The sequence below is a fragment of the Streptomyces sp. NPDC017943 genome (assembly GCF_044328425.1).
Classification (GTDB): Bacteria; Actinomycetota; Actinomycetes; order Streptomycetales; family Streptomycetaceae; genus Streptomyces; species Streptomyces djakartensis_A.
The window spans coordinates 97,784-113,322 of record NZ_JBIRHH010000002.1 but is presented as its reverse complement, the minus strand read 5'-3'; the positions used below and the strand labels follow the sequence as shown (position 1 = coordinate 113,322).

Sequence of the window (15,539 nt, the reverse complement as noted above, 5' to 3'; positions counted from 1 at the left end):
GGACTCGGGTCAGACCGGTGCGGACCTGCTCCGGTCGCTCGCCGGTTCGAGGCGGACCACGATGCCCTTCGACGTGGGCTGGTTGCTGATGTCGGCGACACTGTCGAGCGGCACCAGGACGTTCGTCTCCGGGTAGTAGGCGGCGGCCGAGCCCTTGGCGGCCGGGTAGGGCACGACCTCGAAGTTCTCGGCCCGGCGCTCGGAGCCGTCCTCCCAGACGCTCACCAGGTCCACCTTGTCGCCCTGGGCGAGACCCAGTTCACGCAGGTCGGCCGGGTTGACGAGGACGACGTGGCGACTGCCGTGGATGCCGCGGTACCGGTCGTTGTCGGTGTAGGGGACGGTGTTCCACTGGTCGTGCGAGCGCAGCGTCTGGAGCAGCAGGTGCCCTTCGGGGGCCCGGGGGACCACCGGCTCGTTGCAGGTGAACAGGGCCTTGTCGACCTTGGTCTTGAACACGCCCTCGTTGACCGGGTTGGGCAGCTGGAAGCCTCCCGGGCGGGTCACCCGGGCGTTGAAGTCGTGGAAGCCCGGCACGATCCGGGAGATGCTGTCCCGAATGGTGTGGTAGTCGCCCTCGAACTTGGCCCAGGGGATGTCCGCCGTGCCGTCGAGGGTCAGCCGGGCGAGCCGGCACAGGATGGCGACCTCGCTCAGCAGCATGCGTGAGGCCGGTTCGAGCCGTCCCTGCGACGTGTGCACCTCGCTCATGGAGTTCTCCACGGTGACGAACTGCTCGCCGTCGGCTTGGACGTCGCGCTCGGTGCGTCCCAGGGTCGGCAGGATCAGTGCGGTGTCGCCGCAGACGGTGTGCGAGCGGTTCAGCTTGGTGGAGATGTGGGCGGTCAGCCGGCACGAGCGCATCGCCTTCTCGGTGACCTCGCTGTCGGGCGCGGCGCGCACGAAGTTGCCGGCCAGGGCGAGGAAGACCTTGACGCGGCCCTGGAGCATCGCCTTGATCGAGTTCACCGAGTCCAGGCCGTGCGCGCGCGGCGGGTCGAAGCCGAACTCCTGCTGCAGGGCGTCCAGGAAGGTGTCCGGCATCTGCTCCCAGATGCCCATGGTGCGGTCGCCCTGGACGTTGCTGTGGCCGCGCACCGGGCACGCACCGGTTCCGGCACGTCCCAGGTTGCCGCGCAGCAGGAGGAAGTTGACGATCTCCCGGATGGTGGGCACGCCGTGCTTGTGCTGGGTGATGCCCATCGCCCAGCAGACGATGACGCGTTCGCTCCTCAGGACCTCGTCGCGGACCTTCTCGATCTCCTCACGGGTCAGTCCCGTCGCCGCGTGCACGTCGTCCCAGTCGACGTTCCGGGCGTGCCGGGCGAACTCCTCGAAGCCCGCGGTGTGGGCCTTGATGAAGTCGTGGTCGAGGACCGTGCCGGGACGGGCGTCCTCCGCCTCCAGCAGCAGCAGGTTCAGGGCCTGGAACAGGGCGAGGTCGCCACCCGGCTTGATGTGCAGGAAGGCGTCGGCGATCTGCGTGCCGCGTCCGACGATCCCGCTGGGCTTCTGCGGGTTCTTGAAGCGCCGCAGTCCCGCTTCCGGCAGCGGGTTCACCGCCACGATGCGGCCGCCGTTGCGCTTGGCCTCCTCCAGGGCGCTGAGCTGCCGCGGGTGGTTGCTGCCCGGGTTCTGGCCGACCAGGAAGATCAGGTCCGCGTGGTGGAGGTCCTCCAGGCTCACGGTGCCCTTGCCGACGCCCAGGGTCTCGCTCAGGGCGAAGCCGCTGGACTCGTGGCACATGTTGCTGCAGTCGGGCAGGTTGTTGGTGCCGAAGGCCCGGGCGAAGAGCTGGAAGACGAACGCCGCCTCGTTGCTGGCGCGGCCGGAGGTGTAGAAGACGGCCTCGTCGGGCGAGTCCAGTCCCCGCAGCTCCTGCGCGAGGACCCCCAGGGCGTCGCTCCAGCCGATGGGCTCGTAGTGGTCCGACCCGGGCCGCTTGATCATCGGCTCGGTGAGCCGGCCCTGCTGGTTGAGCCATTTGTCGGACCGGGCGGCCAGATCGCTCACGCTGTGCTCGCGGAAGAAGTCGGCGGTGATCCGGCGCCTGGTGGCCTCGTCGTTGATGTGCTTCGCGCCGTTCTCGCAGTACTCGTTGCGATGGCGCCGGCCCGGGGCGGGGTCCGCCCACGCGCAGCCGGGGCAGTCGATCCCGCCCACCTGGTTCATGGTCAGCAGGTCCACCCCGGTCTTGCGCGGGGAGGTCTGCTCCAGGGAGTACTCCAGTGCGTGCACGACCGCGGGAACTCCGGCCGCCCACTTCTTCGGCGGTGTCACGGAGAGGGAGGTCTCGCGCTCCTCACCGGGCGGGTTCTGCATCGCTGTGCGCCTTTCTCTCGCCGTGTCCGGTACGCGGGTCAGCCGACGGGCCACTGGGCGACACGGCTCCGGGGCGGTTCCGGGGTGTCGTGCTGGACGCGGCCGTTGCGGATGGTGCCGCGCCAGGCGCCGCCTTCCTGGCCCAGTCCCTCGATGAAGTCCTTGAAGCGCCGCAGTTCCCCGCGCACCAGCCGGGCGGCCACGCCGGCCACCCGGGGGGACCGTCCGAGGACCCGCGCGGCCCCCGGGGGGTCGAGGAACATCCGGACCGTGAGCGCGGTGCCGCCGGACTCCGTCGGCCTGAACTCGACCTCGCCCTGATGGGTGGGGTGCTGCTCCAGCCCCCGCCAGGCCAGGTAGGAGTCGGGGTCCTGCTCCACGATCTCGACCGCGAAGCGGTGGCGCAGGGGACCGTAGCCGAGGGTCCACGCCGTGACGGTGGGCCGGAGCTGCTCGACGTCGCGCACCACGGCCGAGAAGCGCGGGAAGGTCTTGAACTGCGTCCACTGGTTGTAGGCCGTACGGACCGGCACCGCGAGCTCGACCGTCTCCTCGACGTGCCGCTCGCGCAGCGGACGGCGGCGCGTGACGCCGCCGTCGTCGGTGCGCAGGCCCGGCGTGTTCGGCACGGCCTGCCCGCCGTCGTCTTCGTGCGCCATCGTGGTCTCTCTTCCGGTGAGGGAGCCGGGCGTCCGGGCACCCGGTTGCCGCTCGTGGGTCGGGGCTTCTCTTCCGGTTCCCCCATCGCGCGCATCGAGTCACCCCGGTGCGCCGGCGCCCCGTGCGGTCCTGGTGGCGAGAGCGTCACATCAAGCTTCACCCCCGGCGCGGCCCACCGCCACTCACTGCGACCCGGCCCGGCCGGGGAAGCCGCCTCGACCGCTGTCGGCGGTGCGGGGACGGCGAAGGCCCGGCTCCGCCGGCCTCAGTCCCGGGACCACGTGCTCAGCAGGTCGGCGAGTGCCCGGGCCGTCTCGTCGGCGTCCGGGCCGTCGTCGCGGGCGTCGGGTGACAGCTCCACGTGCAGGAAGGGGGCGTGGCGGCGTTCGGCCGAGCGGCCCTGGACGTTCCGGGTGCCCTCCAGCGGACACCGTGCCGACCAGCCGCGGCACACCCGCAGACCGTCCGCCTCCAGCCGGTCCGCCAGTGCCGAGGCCTCGCCGGACGCCTTCTGGGCCGCGCCCCCGGAGACGATGGCCTCGTACGGGCGATCGGAGGTCTGCGCGAAGCCGTGCAACTGGAGGCCCGGCACGCCGCGCTTCTGCAACTCGTCGACGACCGTGTGGAAGGCGCTGTCCTCGCTGTGCGCGACGTCCGCCTCACCCGCGCGGCCGGCCCGGCGGTGCGCACCGGCCAGGACCAGCGCACCGGACGGCTCCTCCTCCAGCAGCCGGACGCCCAGCTCCTCGGTGGCCCGGTCGGACACGGGGTGCGGTACCTGCACGTTCCAGCGCAGCGCCGAGTCCGCGGTCACGTACAGGCGGCCCCAGCTCGCGGCGTCCCCGGCGGACCGGGCGGCGGCGATCTCGTCGTAGCGGCGCCCGGAGTCGGTGTCGGTGAGACGGGTGACGGCGAGGCCGAGCGGGGCGAGCAGGCGCTGCGCCGCCGCGGCGTCCCCGTCGAGCAGGCGCCCCACGCCCTCCGCGAGCCGGGCACGCTCGTCGTCCCCGGGCGGCGTGTAGGCGGCGCCGGGCTCGAACCCGGCGGTGTAGTCCAGGATCCGGCTGCGGAGGTCGACGAGCTCCCGAGCGCGCGGAGCCGAGGGTTCCGCGCGGTCGGACGAAGCGGAGTCGCATGCTCCCAACGTCAGGATCAAAACCACCGGGGCGAAAATGCGAGCGAAACGTGATGTTCTTGTGATGGTAGAGATCGATTGGGGTGTGCGTGACGTGTGAGTATGTCGCGGTGACATTCCGTAAGTCTCTCCGTATAGGTCGCTCGGTGGCGGTTCTGGGTGCTTTGGCAGGCCTCGTCGCCTCCTGCACCTCCGAGCCGTCCGGGGCCCAGGTGAAGCCGGGCGGCCGCTCCTTCACCGTCGCCGCCGCCGGCGATGTGCTCATCCACCCCGAGCTGGTCGAACAGGCGGCCAAGGACGCCGAGAGGACCGGCAAGGGCCGGGCGGGGCTGGACTTCGGACCGCTGATGGCCGGGGTGAAGCCGGTCGTCAGCAAGGCCGATCTGGCCATCTGTCACATGGAGACGCCGGTCGGCACTCCGAAGGGCCCCTTCGAGGGGTACCCCGAGTTCCTCGTTCCGCCGCAGATCCTCACGTCCCTCAAGGACGTGGGGTACGACACCTGCTCGACGGCCTCCAATCACACCTACGACCACGGCCTCAAGGCCGTGAAGCGCACCCTGGACGCGATGGACGAGGTGGGCCTCGGCCACACCGGGTCCGCGCGCACGCCCGAGGAAGCGAAGCAGATCAACATCCGCGACGTCAACGGCGTCAAGGTCGCCCACCTCGCCTTTTCCTGGGAGTCCTTCCTCAACCCCACGCCCGAGAAGGAGCGCTGGGCCTTCAACCGGCTGAGCACCGACGCCATCGCGAAGGCCGAGAGCCGGGCCCGGCAGAAGGGCGCCGAGGTCGTCATCCTCACGGTCCACTGGGGCCTGGAGCACTACAACGAACCGAGTGTGCCGCAGCTGGAGCTCGCCGAGCGGATCACCAAGGAGACCGGGGTCGACCTGGTGATCGGCCACCACTCCCACGTGGTGCAGCCCATCCAGAAGGTCAACGGCACCTGGATCGCCTACAGCCTCGGCAACCAGGTGGCCCGGCACTCCTCGCCGACCGGCCTCACCGAGGAGGGCGCGATCGGCTGGTTCGAGTTCAAGGAGACGGCCGACGGCTGGAACGTCAGCGCCCGCTACCGGACCACGCTGGTCGACATCCCGCCGGAGCTGGAGGCGGGGGAGAAGGCACCCGAGGGTGCGGTCGCCGACCACCGGGTGGTGGACGTGCAGGCGGCCCTGGACGACCCGGGTGACCTGTCCGAGGAGCGGCTCGCCCGCTACCGGCTGGCGGCCGACCGCACCCGCGGTTTCCTCTACAACCGGGGCGCCCCCGGCGGCGACGGTCTCCGGCAGCTCTCCCTGGGGACGTGACCAGCGACACAGGCGGATGTTGAGCGAGGAACCCAACCCTCGCGCGTGTCGAAGGTCATTTAAGGCGACGGCGTCTCACCCTCCGCGTCAGCGGTGGCTCCCGCGAGCGCCCGAGTAGTGAAGAGGCGAAGGAAACCACCGGTGACTTCAACCCAAGGCGCGCCGCGTCCCGGACGGGGCGGCCGGAGGCGCTTGCGCAGACGCGCGGACATGCCGCTGCTGGGCGGCGTACGCCCGCCGATCGCGTTGCTGTGCCTGCTGATCATCGCCCTGGCCGGGCTGACCGCCAAGGTGCTCGGCCCGGCCGGTGAGCCCGCCGTGCCCAAGGCGGTGCTGAACTCGCAGCAGCACTTCGCGGAGGACGGCGCGATCGCCCTGCGCGCGTCCATCGACGAGCGGGTCACCGACCTGGACCGCACCGCGGCCGTGCTGAACGACGGCAAGCCCGCCGATCCCGAGCGCGTGCTGTCCGACCTGAGCCGGACCTACCAGAAGTGGACCGGCACCACCGTGCTGGACCTGGAGAGCGGCAAGGTCCTGGCAGCCAGAGGTGAAACGATTCCTCTGGGCTGGCTGGACAAGGAGGTCCTCACCGGCCGGCACGCCCTGACCCCGCGCATGGTGCGGCTGGAGACCGGCGACGTACGGCTGATGACCATGGCCCTGCTGGACCGGAAGGACGGACCGCAGCAGCTGCTCGTCGCCTCCAACAGCCTGTCCGTGCCCGCCATCAACCTGGGCCCGTTCCGCTCGATGGCCGTCGTCGCCCGCGGCGGCGAAGTCCTCGCCACGGAAGGCTTCGAGCAGGCCGAGGCGCTCAACTCGGACGCCGAACGCGACGAGCTGACCTTCCTGCAGAAGCAGATGAGCCGGCTGTCGGAGCAGGCCGCCGCCAGGACCGAGCAGAACCCTGTCAGCGCCCGCGAGCCCGGCTCCCACGGGTACCCCGGCGTCAGCGGCACCCTGCTGGGCGACTCCTACAACGGCCGGGTCGCCACGGCCGGTTACGCCTCCCTCGCCTCCGCCGACCCCGAGCAGCGCCGCAGCGTCGGCGCGGGACTCGGACTGACCGTGGTGGCCATGCTGCCCGTCGTGCAGGAACAGGCCGTCGGGCAGGAGCGGGAACTGTACGGGCTGGTCGCGGCCGGCGTCCTCGTGGTCGTCGGCCTGCTCGCCGCGGCCCTGCTCTGGCGGGCCGTGCAGCGGCCCCTGCTCGCGCTGTTCCTGGAGTCCCGCCGCCTGGCCCGCGGTGACCTGACCCGGCCCGTCGCCGTGCCCCGCTGGGGCGAGGCCGCCCGGGTCGGCGCCGCCCTGGAACGGCTGCGCGGACAGCTGTCCGGCACCGGCACCGGCACCGGCACCGGTCCCGCCGCCGGCGGCAAGGGCCGCCGGGGCCGGTTCGGACTGCGGGTGTCGCTGGCCGTCACGGCCGTCCTGCTGCTCCTGTGGTGCGTGCCGGTGGGCCTGCTGCTCAACCGCACGGACGCCTCGGTGAGCGTGCCCAGCACCATGGTCAACGACCAGCGCGACCGCACCGACCTCGTCGCCGACCGGGTCCGCCGCGCCCTGAACGAGGCCCAGGCCGACCTCACCTCCATGACCCGCCTCATCGACCCGGACGACCCCGACGCCACCACCGACGTGCTCGACGACGCCGTGCGCAAGCACACCCGCTACGGCTCCCTGTACGTCGTCGACCCCGGCGGTGACGTCGTCGCGCGCGCCGGAGCCGAGCCGCACGGCGGCTGGGACGCGGACGCCGGGACGAAGGGCCAGGACGCCCCGCTCGTCCGCGTCACCGGCGAAGGCGGCAAGAAGCCCGTCGTCCAGGCCGGGGCACCCCTGCCCGAGCACAAGGGCCTGACGCTCGTCGGCGAGATCCGGGTGGAGTTCCTCAACTCGCTGCTCGCCCGGCCCGGACTCGGCGAGGTCCGGGTCGTCGACGCCGAGGCCAGGACCCTCGCCGCCAGCGACGGCTTCCTCGCCTTCGAGGACCTGCCGCGCGACTCCCTCACCGACCTCGTACGGGCCGGCGGGGTCAAGGTCGGCGCGGGCCCCGTGGAGAACGGGCTGCTCATCCGTGAAGGACGTGCCGTCACCGTCGCCGCCGCCGCGCCCTTCTCCGGCGGCGGCGTGGCCGCGGACATCGGCTGGACCGTCGTCAGCTGGCAGAACGCCAAGCACTTCGAGATCACCCCGTACGAGCGCGAGGACCGCAGCGTGCTCGCCGGGATGCTCGGGCTCGCCCTGATCGTGGTCTGCCTGGGCTGGATCCACCTGGTCGTCGTCCGCCCCCTGCGCGCCCTCGCCGACAGCGCCGAGAAGCTGGCCGACGGCGACCTCAAGACCGTGCTCTACCCCCGCTATCACGACGAGGTGGGGGCCGTCGTCCGCAGCCTCGAACTGGTCCGCCAGCAGTTGCAGGCCCGCAGGCAGAACCAGGCCCGCCGCAGTGCCGAGCCCCGGCTCGACGCCCGAGGAAGGTGACCGGCTGTGCTCTACCTCTACTTCGTCCTGCTCGCCGGCGGGATCTGCCTGTTCGTCGCAGGCGTCGTCGAACAGCGCAGGCACTACGCCGCCCTGCACACCATCCTCTCGCGGGTGCTGGTCAACGGCATCCGCGGCAAGTCGTCCATCACCCGGCTGTGCGCCGGCGCCCTGCGCGGCGGTGACCTGGTCACCGTGGCCAAGACGACCGGCACCGCGGCGCGCTTCATCCACCCCGACGCCACGGAGGAGCCGGTCTACCGCAAGTTCGGCATCGCCAACGTCGTCGAGCAGATCGGCATCGTCCGCCGGGCCGCCACCTACCGCCCCGACGCGCTCGTCATCGAGTGCATGGCCGTCATGCCGGCGCTCCAGGAGGTCAACCAGAGCAAGCTGATCCGCTCCACGATCGGCGTGCTGTGCAACGTCCGCGAGGACCACCTCGCCGAGATGGGACCGACCCTGGACGACGTCGCGCGCTCGCTGTGCCGCTCGATGCCGGAGAACGGCATCTGCGTCACGGCCGAGAAGGAGCGCTTCCACATCCTCCAGGAGGAGGCCGACGCCCGGAACTGCGAGTTGATCTACGCCGACCCGGAGACGGTCACCGACGAGGAGCTGCGCGGCTTCAGCTGGTTCACCTTCAAGGAGAACGTGGCGATCGCCCTGGTCGTGGCCGACCTGCTCGGCGTCGAGCGCACGGTCGCGCTCCAGGGCATGTACGACGCCCCGCCGGACCCGGGCGTGCTCTCGGTGGAACGGTACGTCGCGCCCGACGGCAAGCGGCTCGCCTTCGCCAACGTCTTCGCGGCCAACGACCCGGAGTCGACGCTGATGAACATCAACCAGCTGCTCGACCTCGGAGCGATCCGCCGCCCGCTGAACGTCGTCATCAACTGCCGCCCCGACCGGGTGGAGCGCAACGGGCAGATGGGCGAGATCATCCCCGACCTCCAGCCGGACAACGTCTTCGTCATCGGCCACCCGGCCAAGAGCGCCATCGACGCCATCCCCGCCGACTGGCGCGACCGCGCGGTCGACCTCGGCGGCGAGCGGCGCTCGGCCGAGGAGTTCATGCCGACCCTGCTCGGCCGGATGTCCGACGGCTCCTCCCTGGTCGCCATCGGCAACATCCACGGGCAGGGCGAGGAACTGCTGGAGTACCTGGCCGAACTCCCGGCCGACGAGAGCGCGGTGGAGGAGGCCCCGGAGGCGGTCGCCAGCGCCCCGCAGCAGGCACAGCGCCTGGACCCGTTCGCCTCGTATCCCACCGCGTACGAGGAGCGGTACCAGGCGTCGCAGACCCAGGAGATCCCGGTGATCCGCATCCCCGCGCAGCCGACGGCGTCGTACGGCGACACCGCGCACACATACGCAGGGACGGCGGGTCGGCACGGTGCCCCGTCCGCGCCCGCCCACGACGGGGCGTCATGGCAGTACGGGGACGGCCACGCCGCAGGAGGCGGAGCGTACGGCGCCGCGCAGGGCCACGGCCCGACGGCGTCGCCGTACCCTCCGGCGCAGCACCACGGTCAGGTCGCGCCCCCCACCCCGGAGCGGAGCTACGGCCCCGGCGCGCACGGCGCCGCCGACGGCGGACGGGCGCAGGACGCGCAGGGCTCCGGCTGGTTCGGCGCGCCGGCCCGGCCGCAGGGGCCGCACCCCGACGCGCACCGCCGCCGGCCGCGCCCGCGGCCGGACGACGGCGAGGGACACCAGCCGCGCGCCTGACCCCGCGCACGAGGTGGCGCGCACGCCGCCCACCCGCCCACGACCACCGCACCCCTTCGTCCGGAGACCCCGTTGACCACCGCCGCCCTGACCCCCGAGATGGCCGCCCTGGGCATCGCCATAGGCCTGTTCTTCTCGCTGCTGTGCTATCTCACGACCAACCTGTCGCCCGGCGGCATGATCACGCCCGGCTGGCTGGCGCTCACCCTCATCGAAGACCTCCAGCGCGCGGCGATGGTCGTGGGCGTCACCGCGCTGACCTACGGCGGCACCAAGATCATGCAGCGGCTCGTGATCCTCTACGGCAAGCGGCTGTTCGCCGCGGTGGTGCTGCTGGGCGTGCTGCTCCAGGCCACGGTGATGATCGTGCTCTCGCTCGAGTTCCCGCTGATGTACGGCAACCAGACGCTCGGCTTCATCGTGCCGGGCCTGATCGCCTACCAGATGGTGCGCCAGCCCAAGGGGGCCACGCTGCTGGCCACCGGCACCGTGTCCCTCATGGCCTACATCGTCGTCGCCGCCGGCCTGCTGCTCGGCGTCATGCCGACCGTCTGAAAACCGAGGAGCAAACGATGGCAGGGAAGAAGAAGTCGAGGCCCGTCGTCACCGGCGCGGTGCTGCTGGCGCTCGTCGGCACCTCCGGCTACCTCACGCTGGAGCTGCGCAAGCAGGACGACCAGGGCGTCACCGAGGTGCGCAACGTCGGAGTCCTGGAGGGCGGCCGCAGCACCGGCACCAAGGAGACCGGCAAGGCGACCTGGTCCCGGCTGGAGAACCCGGCGCGATCCGTACTGCGCGGGTCCGACGGGCAGATCGAGGCCGTGTTCACGGACGGCGCGCGCACCGCGACGCTGACCGGCCCGGCCCGCACCTTCCAGGAGCCGGCCTCCACCGCATCGAAGGTCAGCACGACGGACTGGGTGCGGCTGATGCCGGAGCCCTGGGCCAAGGGCGCCCAGGAGAAGAAGTGGTTCAAGGACTGGTACGCCGAGTACAAGGACAGCAAGGAGGACGACATCTTCGCGTTCGCCTTCCAGTACGTGGCGGGCGCACCGGAGAAGAAGGACGAGCGGGGCACCGTCTACGCCGGTGACGCCAACTTCGGTCCGCTCAACACCAGCGGGGCCGAGGGCGGCGACCTCAGACTGGAGCAGTCCGACTTCTACGACTACCTCCAGGTGCCCTACCCCTTCCGCGACGGCGTCGTCGGACAGCCGGAGTCCATGCGGGCCAAGTCCATCGACTGCTCGGGCTTCATCCGCATGGTGCTGGGCTACCGGGCCCGCTACCCCCTGATGTCCTCCGACACCTCCGGCAACGGCCTGCCCCGTACCGCCAACGGGATGGCCCGTTCCAAGCAGGGCGTCGACATCCTGCCGCTCACCGGCATCTCCGCCAAGGACCGGCCCGCCGCCATCGACCAGCTCCAGCCGGGCGACCTCGCCTTCTTCAAGCTGGACACCCGCACCGGCCAGCGACTGGACCACGTCGGCATGGTCCTCGGCCACGACACCGAGGGTCACCTGATCTTCGTGTCGAGCCGGGAGGAGGTCAACGGGCCGACCATCGGCGACGTCGGCGGCGTGTCCCGGCTCGACGGCAACGGCTACTACGCCAAGACCCTGCGCAGCGCCAAGCGGCTCTGAACCGGTCCGGGGTCCCCGCCCCGGACCGGCCCGCATGCGCTCGTGCGCTCCCGGTGCTGCAATGGGCATGGTCGCGCGGCCGGGCGGGTCTCACCTGAGCAGCCCGGGCATGTTCCGATGCTTGGACGTCTCAGAGGACGGCTGAATGCCCGAACACGCTGGAGGCATCTCTCCCGGAGGGTCCCGGCCGCGGCCGCGCGAGCACCGGCTCCTGTCGCCCCGCAGGCTGACACCCCCGGTCCGCAGAAACCTGTCGCAACTGTTCTGCGCGCTCGTTGGCGCCGGTCTGGGGCTGCTCGCCCCGCTGATCACCGCCGGGCCCCGGGCGGACGTGGGCCGTGTGGTCAGCGTGCTGTTCACCCTGGGGTTCGGGGTCATCAGCCTGGTCAGCATCATCTACTCGGTGCTGTTCCTGGTCGTGCAGTTCTCCGCGAGCACGTTCACGCCCCGGCTCAGCCTGTTCCGCCACGAACCGGTGGTGTGGCGGACCTTCGCCTTCACGATCGGCGTGTTCGTCTTCTGCATCACCGCGGCCCTGGCCGTCGGATCGCAGCGGAAGGTCTCCGCTCTCGTCCCGGGCGCGGCCATGATCCTCACGCTGGTGGCGCTCGCCCTGATGCGCACCCTCCAGATGAGGGCCTTCGACTCCATCCAGCTGGGTCACTCCCTCTCGGCGATCGCCGTCCGGGCGTATCGGCTGTACGACACCCTCTACGCCCGCCCGTTCACGAGGGCCGCCGACGCGGCGCCCCCGCCCCTCGTGGCCGGTTCGGGGACGCCGATCCGCTGGGCGGGGCCGTCCGCCGTGCTGCAGACGATCGATGTGTCCGCGCTCGTCGAAGCGGCCCGCACGCACGACTTCTCGGTGGCGTTCCAGGTCGCCCCGGGCACGACCCTGTCCGAGGGGACGGTGATCGCCGAGGTCACCGGGGCCGGCGCGGGGGAGAGCGCGGTGCGCGCAGCCCTGACCACCGGGGTGGAGCGGACCTTCGTCCAGGATCCGGGACTGCCGTTCAGACTGCTCGTCGACATCGCCCTCCGCGCCCTGTCCCCGGCGATCAACGACCCGGCGACGGCCGTCGAGGCCCTGGACCGGATCGAGGGTCTGCTGGTCCGCCTCGCGGGCAGCGACCTCGACGTGGGACGGTTCCACGACTCCACCGGGCGGACGCGGGTGGGTGTCCCGGTCCCCGGATGGGACGACTATGTCCGGCTCGCCGTCGACGACGTGGTCCATGCCGCCGCCGGAGCCCCGATGGTCCTGCGCCGGACACGTGACCTCCTGCGCAGCCTGCTGGAGCTGACGCCCGAGGACCGGCGCGAGCCCGTGGCCGACCGGCTGCGACGGGTCGACCGGACCGCCCGGACGACGTACTCGTTCGTCTGGGACTGAGACCCGCCGTCCGGATCATCCCGGGCGCCGCGGGGCCGGCCGCCCGTCCGCAGCCGACCTCGGTGGCGTGCCGTGTGCCGGATGGGGATGCTGGGAGGGGGGCCACCCGACCGAGAGGCACCTCATGACCCGGACCACCAAGGACACGGACCACCGGGCCCACTCGTCCGGCCCCGGCGCTCGTCGCCTCGTCCCCTTCGCCGTGATCACCGCGATCGCCCTGGTCTTCATCTTCGAGAACCGCTCGCACGTGCAGATCCGGCTGCTCATCCCGCTGGTCACCATGCCCCTGTGGGGTGCTCTCCTCATCGCCTGGGCACTCGGCGTCCTCGCCTCCTTCGTCACCGTCCGCCGACGGTCGAACCGCCCCTCCGGGCGTACCCGCCAGCGGTGAGCCGCGCACGCCACGGGAAGCACGGGCACGGCGCGATTTCAACCGCGCCGTACGGGCTACTCGTCCGCCATGACTGACACACGGCCACTGGCCCTGATCACCGGGGCGTCCAGCGGGATCGGCTACGAACTGGCCCGGCAGTTCGCGGCCCACGGCTACGACCTGGTGGTGAACGCCGAGGACGAACGACTGGAACCCGCTGCGGGGACCCTGCGGGAGTCGGGCGCGGAGGTGCGGGCGGTGCGCGCCGACCTCCGGACGGCCGAAGGGCGGTACGCGCTGCTGGACGCACTCGACGGGCTGACCGTCGACGTCGCCGTCCTCAACGCGGGCGTGGGCCGCGGTGGCGCCTTCGTCGACACCGACCTCGCCGACGATCAGGAAGTGATCGATCTCAACGTCACCGCGACCGTGCGGCTGGCCAAGCCGCTGCTGCGGGCCATGGTGACGCGCGACGCGGGCCGGCTCGCCTTCACCTCGTCCGTCGCCTCGACGATGCCCGGCGCCTTCCAGCCCGTCTACAACGCCTCCAAGTCGTTCGTGCAGTCCTTCGCCCAGGCGCTCGCGGAGGAGGTGAAGGACACGGGTGTCACGGTCACCTCGTTCATGCCCGGGCCGACGGACACCGACTTCTTCGAGCGGGCGGGCATGGCGGACGACACCGTGATCGGCACCATGAAGAAGGACGACCCCGCCCAGGTCGCCGAGCAGGCCTTCGAGGCCATCGTGCGGGGTGACACGAAGGTCGTGACCGGGTCCCTGAAGACCAAGGTGCAAGGGCTGGCCGGAAAGGTGCTGCCCGACGGGGTCAAGGCCGCGGCCCACCGGCGGATGGCGGAGCCGGGGAGCGGCAACGACGAGGACACGGGGCGCCCGGGCTGACACCGCCCGCCCCCACCGGCCGGACACGGGCCGTGCCGCTCGCCGTGCTACCGTCGGCTGTTTGCCGCGTCGCCGTCCACCGCTCCGCTCGGTGTCCCGGCCGGTGATCGCACCCCCTGCCGCGCCTTCCCGGGTACGGTCCCTCCCCGAGGAAGGCTCTCCTTGAGCGATTCAGCACGCAGCGCGGTCCGGCCGCACGACGACCGGTCCGTCGCGCCCAGCGAGGCTCCCGCGGTGACGTCCTTCGCCCGCTTCGGCCTCCCCGCCCCGATCCTGCGGACGCTCGACGAGCAGGGTGTGGCCGTGCCCTACCCCATCCAGGCCGCCGCGCTGCCGGACGCCCTCGCGGGCCGGGACGTCCTGGGCCGGGGACGCACGGGATCCGGCAAGACGCTCGCCTTCGGTCTGGCCCTGCTGACCCGTACGGCCGGGCGGCGCGCACAGCCCAAGGAGCCGCCGGCGCTCGTGCTGGTCCCCACCAGGGAACTGGCGCAGCAGGTCGCCGAGGCGCTCACGCCCTACGCCGAGGCGCTGCGGCTGCGGCTCGCCACCGTGGTCGGGGGAGTCTCCATCGGGCGTCAGGCCGCCGCCCTGCGGGAGGGGGCCGAGATCGTCGTCGCCACGCCGGGCCGGCTGCACGACCTCGTCGCCCGCAAGGGCTGCCGACTGGGACGTGTGCGCATCGTGGTCCTGGACGAGGCCGACCAGATGTGTGACCTGGGGTTCCTGCCGCAGGTGGACGAGATTTTGGACCAGGTGCCCTCCGGCGGGCAGACCATGCTGTTCTCCGCCACCCTGGACCGGGACGTCGACGACCTGGTGCGTCGCCGCCTGCGCGACCCCGCCGTGCACGCGGTGGACCCCTCGTCCGGTTCCGTCCCGGCGATCGAGCACCACCTCCTCGTCGTGCACGGGCCCGACCGGTACGCCGTGGCCACCGAGATCGCCGCCCGGGACGGCCGTGTGCTGCTGTTCCTGGACACCAAGCACGGCGTCGACCTGCTCACGCGGCACCTGCGGGCCAGTGGCGTGGCCGCGGCCGCCCTGCACAGCGGGAAGTCCCAGCCGCAGCGCACCCGGACCCTGGCGCAGTTCAAGGAAGGCCAGGTCACCTCACTGGTGGCGACGAACGTCGCCGCACGCGGCCTGCACGTCGACGACCTGGATCTCGTGGTCAACGTCGACCCGGCCACCGACCCGAAGGACTACCTGCACCGCGCCGGACGCACGGCGCGGGCGGGCCGCTCCGGCACCGTCGTGACCCTCGTCCTGCCGGGGCAGCGCCGGGAGACGAGCCAGGTCATGACGGACGCGGACGTCACTCCGAAGGTCACGAAGGTACGGTCCGGCGAGGCGGAGCTGAGCCGGATCACCGGCGCCAGAACCCCCTCGGGCCGGCCCCTCGACGGCGGACCGGCCGCACCGCGCCCCAAGAACCACAACGCTCCGTTCCGCGGCCTGGGCACCGCCAAGGACGCCAGCGGCGGCTCCGGCGGCAGGCCGTCCCGCAGGAGCAGTGAGGCCCGCAAGCTCGCGGAGGCCCGCAGGGCCGCCCGGGTGCGCCGGGGCGGCTGAC

At 72.0% G+C, this 15,539-nt stretch carries 12 protein-coding genes; 9 read left to right on the top strand and 3 right to left on the bottom strand.

The genetic code is table 11. The features are described 5' to 3' along the window. Window positions 1–9 precede the first annotated feature (9 nt). The 3 genes from ACH4C6_RS05480 to ACH4C6_RS05470 form a co-directional block, all read right to left on the bottom strand. Window positions 10–2,322, bottom strand: coding sequence for an FdhF/YdeP family oxidoreductase (locus ACH4C6_RS05480; protein ID WP_398107197.1), 2,313 nt, complete (start codon window positions 2,320–2,322; stop codon window positions 10–12). Window positions 2,323–2,360: 38 nt separating this feature from the next. Further along, window positions 2,361–2,981 carry an SRPBCC family protein gene (locus tag ACH4C6_RS05475; protein WP_398107196.1) on the bottom strand — a complete coding sequence of 207 codons (621 nt, stop codon included), beginning with the start codon at window positions 2,979–2,981 and terminating at the stop codon, window positions 2,361–2,363. Between the two features lie 266 nt (window positions 2,982–3,247). Next, entirely contained in the window at window positions 3,248–4,234 is a 987-nt protein-coding gene (locus tag ACH4C6_RS05470; RefSeq protein ID WP_398107195.1) for a hypothetical protein, read from the bottom strand. 29 nt (window positions 4,235–4,263) lie between these two features. Here ACH4C6_RS05470 and ACH4C6_RS05465 point away from each other — a divergent pair, with 29 nt between their 5' ends. The 9 genes from ACH4C6_RS05465 (at window position 4,264) to ACH4C6_RS05425 (ending at window position 15,538) form a co-directional block, all read left to right on the top strand. Further along, complete coding sequence (locus tag ACH4C6_RS05465) at window positions 4,264–5,430, top strand: CapA family protein (protein ID WP_398107194.1); 1,167 nt, start codon at window positions 4,264–4,266, stop codon at window positions 5,428–5,430. Between the two features lie 210 nt (window positions 5,431–5,640). Continuing rightward, entirely contained in the window at window positions 5,641–7,917 is a 2,277-nt protein-coding gene (locus tag ACH4C6_RS05460) for a HAMP domain-containing protein (protein ID WP_398107916.1), read from the top strand. Between the two features lie 6 nt (window positions 7,918–7,923). Further along, window positions 7,924–9,648: a poly-gamma-glutamate synthase PgsB gene (gene pgsB, locus ACH4C6_RS05455; RefSeq protein ID WP_398107193.1), complete on the top strand. Its 1,725-nt coding sequence runs from the start codon at window positions 7,924–7,926 to the stop codon at window positions 9,646–9,648. A gap of 72 nt (window positions 9,649–9,720) precedes the next feature. Next, window positions 9,721–10,203 carry a poly-gamma-glutamate biosynthesis protein PgsC/CapC gene (locus ACH4C6_RS05450; protein ID WP_369193132.1) on the top strand — a complete coding sequence of 161 codons (483 nt, stop codon included), beginning with the start codon at window positions 9,721–9,723 and terminating at the stop codon, window positions 10,201–10,203. A gap of 17 nt (window positions 10,204–10,220) precedes the next feature. After that, window positions 10,221–11,294, top strand: coding sequence for an NlpC/P60 family protein (locus ACH4C6_RS05445; protein WP_398107192.1), 1,074 nt, complete (start codon window positions 10,221–10,223; stop codon window positions 11,292–11,294). Between the two features lie 145 nt (window positions 11,295–11,439). Then, the gene (locus ACH4C6_RS05440; protein ID WP_398107191.1) at window positions 11,440–12,687 is read left to right on the top strand and encodes a DUF2254 domain-containing protein; all 1,248 of its coding nucleotides are present in this window, start codon (window positions 11,440–11,442) and stop codon (window positions 12,685–12,687) included. A 124-nt stretch (window positions 12,688–12,811) separates the two neighbouring features. Beyond that, a complete protein-coding gene (locus tag ACH4C6_RS05435; RefSeq protein WP_398107190.1) occupies window positions 12,812–13,081 on the top strand; it encodes a hypothetical protein in 270 nt (89 codons plus the stop codon). Window positions 13,082–13,150: 69 nt separating this feature from the next. After that, a complete protein-coding gene (locus ACH4C6_RS05430) occupies window positions 13,151–13,963 on the top strand; it encodes an SDR family NAD(P)-dependent oxidoreductase (RefSeq protein ID WP_398107189.1) in 813 nt (270 codons plus the stop codon). Between the two features lie 234 nt (window positions 13,964–14,197). Then, complete coding sequence (locus ACH4C6_RS05425) at window positions 14,198–15,538, top strand: DEAD/DEAH box helicase (protein WP_398107915.1); 1,341 nt, start codon at window positions 14,198–14,200, stop codon at window positions 15,536–15,538. Window position 15,539: the final 1 nt, after the last annotated feature.

Coding starts and splice junctions, on each gene's coding strand:
- ACH4C6_RS05480 (WP_398107197.1), bottom strand. CDS start 2,322: ATGCAGAACCCGCCCGGTGAGGAGCGCGAGACCTCCCTCTCCGTGACA.
- ACH4C6_RS05475 (WP_398107196.1), bottom strand. CDS start 2,981: ATGGCGCACGAAGACGACGGCGGGCAGGCCGTGCCGAACACGCCGGGC.
- ACH4C6_RS05470 (WP_398107195.1), bottom strand. CDS start 4,234: ATGTCACCGCGACATACTCACACGTCACGCACACCCCAATCGATCTCT.
- ACH4C6_RS05460 (WP_398107916.1), top strand. CDS start 5,641: ATGCCGCTGCTGGGCGGCGTACGCCCGCCGATCGCGTTGCTGTGCCTG.
- ACH4C6_RS05445 (WP_398107192.1), top strand. CDS start 10,221: ATGGCAGGGAAGAAGAAGTCGAGGCCCGTCGTCACCGGCGCGGTGCTG.
- ACH4C6_RS05440 (WP_398107191.1), top strand. CDS start 11,440: ATGCCCGAACACGCTGGAGGCATCTCTCCCGGAGGGTCCCGGCCGCGG.
- ACH4C6_RS05435 (WP_398107190.1), top strand. CDS start 12,812: ATGACCCGGACCACCAAGGACACGGACCACCGGGCCCACTCGTCCGGC.
- ACH4C6_RS05430 (WP_398107189.1), top strand. CDS start 13,151: ATGACTGACACACGGCCACTGGCCCTGATCACCGGGGCGTCCAGCGGG.